The 2,860-nt window shown below is 68.1% G+C and carries 3 protein-coding genes and 1 pseudogene; all 4 read left to right on the top strand.

Annotated elements, in window-relative coordinates; all coding sequences use genetic code 11:
• Nucleotides 1–15 precede the first annotated feature (15 nt).
• The gene (locus tag LQV45_RS23795) at nucleotides 16–405 is read left to right on the top strand and encodes a DUF1622 domain-containing protein (RefSeq protein ID WP_230009100.1); all 390 of its coding nucleotides are present in this window, start codon (nucleotides 16–18) and stop codon (nucleotides 403–405) included.
• 40 nt (nucleotides 406–445) lie between these two features.
• On the top strand, nucleotides 446–1,234 hold the full coding sequence (locus LQV45_RS23790; RefSeq protein ID WP_230009098.1) for an isocitrate lyase/phosphoenolpyruvate mutase family protein: 789 nt from the start codon (nucleotides 446–448) through the stop codon (nucleotides 1,232–1,234).
• Nucleotides 1,235–1,406: 172 nt separating this feature from the next.
• The gene (locus LQV45_RS23785; RefSeq protein WP_230009099.1) at nucleotides 1,407–2,096 is read left to right on the top strand and encodes a YqjF family protein; all 690 of its coding nucleotides are present in this window, start codon (nucleotides 1,407–1,409) and stop codon (nucleotides 2,094–2,096) included.
• A 108-nt stretch (nucleotides 2,097–2,204) separates the two neighbouring features.
• Nucleotides 2,205–2,860 (top strand): annotated as a pseudogene (locus tag LQV45_RS23780) (hypothetical protein); the annotation flags it as partial.

The raw sequence follows: 2,860 nt of genomic DNA, 5'->3' as shown, positions 1-2,860 counted from the left end.
TCTCTGAGGGGAACCATGGATTTTCAGCACATTATCGAGTCGGTCGGGGGCTTCATGGACTTCGCCGGTGTGGCCGTCATGGTGGTCGGCGCCCTCGTCTCTATCCCCTTGGCGCTGCGCGGATTCCAGCCGGAACGCCAGCCGGCGGGCTCCGCACCGCTCTCCGTGTACCGCTCCTACCGGCAACTGCTGGGCCGCTCCATCCTCCTCGGGCTCGAGCTGCTCGTCGCGGCCGACATCATCCGTTCGGTCGCCGTCGCGCCGACCTTCGAGGGCGTCGGCGTGCTGGCCATAATTGTGCTCATCCGGACCTTCCTGAGCTTCTCGCTCGAGCTGGAAATCACCGGACGCTGGCCCTGGCAGACTCAGCGCGAGGGATCACACGACTCTTCCGCGGCAGGCTGAAACCCTTCCGGCTGGCACGGTGCCCCGCTAGGCTCGCGGCATGACAGACCACGCGCGTTCCCGTGCCTCCAAAGCCACCGAGCTGCTCCATCTCCACCACGCACCGGAAATTCTTCAACTCGTCAACGTCTGGGACGCGATCACCGCGAAGGTGGTTGCCGGCGTTCCGGGGACCAAGGCATTGGCCACGGCCAGCCACTCCATCGCTGCGTCGCGCGGGTACGAAGACGGCGAGAACATCCCGGTGGACGAAATGATCGCCGCCGTCGGGGTGATTGCCGCCGCCACGTCGCTGCCCGTCAGTGCTGATCTCGAAGCGGGCTACGGCAATCCCGGCGAAACTGTTCGCAAGGCGATTGGCGTCGGCGCTGTCGGAGCCAACATCGAGGACCAGATGCGCCCGCTCGCCGACGCCGTTGAACAGATGAGCGCTGTAATCCGCGCCGCCGAGGCCGAGGGCATCGACTTCGTCCTCAACGCCCGCACCGACGCCTTCTTGAAGGGCAAGGACCGGGACCCTTCTGCGGTGCTTGCGGACGCCATTGAGCGCGGCCGGGCCTTCCTCGACGTCGGTGCGACCGCGGTGTTCGTGCCGGGCCTGCTGGACGAGCCGACTGTCACCGCGTTGGTGGAAGGCATTGGGTGGAACAAGGTCTCGGTCATCAATGTGCCCGGATCCCTGGCACCGGCCAAATTGCAGGAACTTGGCGTGGCGCGCATTTCCTACGGCCCGTGGACCCAGCGCGTGGCGCTGACAGCGTTGGCCGATGCGACGGCGGCAGTATTGGCCGGCGGAGCCCTTCCGGAGGGCACCCGGGCATTGAACTGACCCTGCTTCCGCGAACCTTTGCCGATGCCAAGTGACTCCGCCGGCCGACCGATTCTCATGGTGCCGACTGGCTCGTACACTGCTGACCGAAGACCCTGCCGACTGAAGGGAGCTGATCCGATTGGGCGTTGATCTGTGGCCGGCTGCACCCGAGCTTCCGGCGCCAATCATCATGGACCAGCGTTGGCTGGATGCCGTCTTCCTGCACTGGCGCATTCCTGAGGCAGTGGCGGCGCGGTTCATGCCACCGGGCGTCGCGCCGGATGTGTTCGACGGGTCCGCGTGGGTGGGGCTAATCGGCTTTCGTATGCAGGGTGCCGGAGTTGGTCGCGGTCCCGGCATCCCCTATTTCGGAAGCTTCAACGAGATCAACGTACGCCTCTACTCCCGCGAGCCGGACGGCACCCGCGGTGTCGTTTTCCGCAGCCTCGATGCCTCACGCTTGGCGGTGGTGCTGGCCGCGCGGGCGGCCGGGATACCTTATGTGTGGTCGCGGGCGAGCTACGTGGGTGCCGATGGACTTACCGGATCGGCGTCGGCTGGGTATTCCGTGCGACGCTTTCGAGGCGGCACCCGGAGCGATTTCTCGGTCGTCCCAGAGCCCGACGTCGCAGCCACCGACGCGCTGTCGATCCACCTCACGGCGCGGTTCGGTCTGCATTCACGGTTCAGGGGCAGGACCATCTATGTGCCCAACACGCACAGTGCATGGCCGCTGTACCGCGCGCAGCTGTTCGGCCTTGAGGACCAACTCGTGCGCGCCGCGGGAATCGAAGTGGCCGGGCCACCCGAATCCGTACTTTTCTCGCCCGGAGTTCACACGCAGTTTGGCCGCCCACGGGTCCTGCACAGCACGATGTGAAACCTGCCTGATCGCCCGTCGATCCGTGGGCAGGTGGCGCCGCGGTCTCAGAGTGATCACGCACGGTGCCCTCCTAAAATTGTCGGAGCCCTCAAATAGACTCGAGCCATGGAAGCCGTCAGGGATTTCATCAGGGATTTCACCGCCTGCGGGGACGAGGCGGAGGGCACGGACCGGGGTGCAGCCCCGGTCGGGCAATCCGGTATGGACGCCGCCCTGGCCGCGCTGCGGGCGGTGGGTTCGACGGCGGTGGAGGACGCGGGGTCGTGGGGCTTCCGGGCCGCGTCGGACTTCGCCGGCGGCGTGGAGGAAGTCTCCCGCGCGGTGGAGTATCTGCAGCTCGTCGCGGCGGCCGCCGTGGACCGGACCAGGAAGCAGTCCGCCGCCACTGCCACGGGGGTCGCGGCGGGGGCGGTCACCGGGTGGACCACCGGCTGGCGTGAGAGCCCCGGCGGGTGGCAGACCGGCGCACCCGGAACCGCGGAACCCGCCGGCGCCTCCTTGGCCTCGGCTCCCGCGGGCAGGTCCCGTTCCTCGGCTCCCGCCGGCAGGTCTGTTGGGGCGGTTCCCGCCGGCACCTCCTTGTCCTCGGCTCCCGCCGGAAGCCCCGGAACGGGCGAGCCGGCGGTGCCGGAATCGGTGCTGGATGACGGGTACCGGAACACGGTGGAGTTCCTGCGGGCGCGGCTGCGGATCGGCGCCGCGGAGGCCAGGCGCCGGCTCTGCCTCGCCGACACGCTGCTGCCCCGGCAGGGACTCGCCGG

This window comes from Microbacterium sp. Bi128, assembly GCF_918698205.1.
The sequence above is the reverse complement of the archived record's forward strand: the minus strand, read 5'-3'. Positions and strand labels throughout refer to the sequence as shown.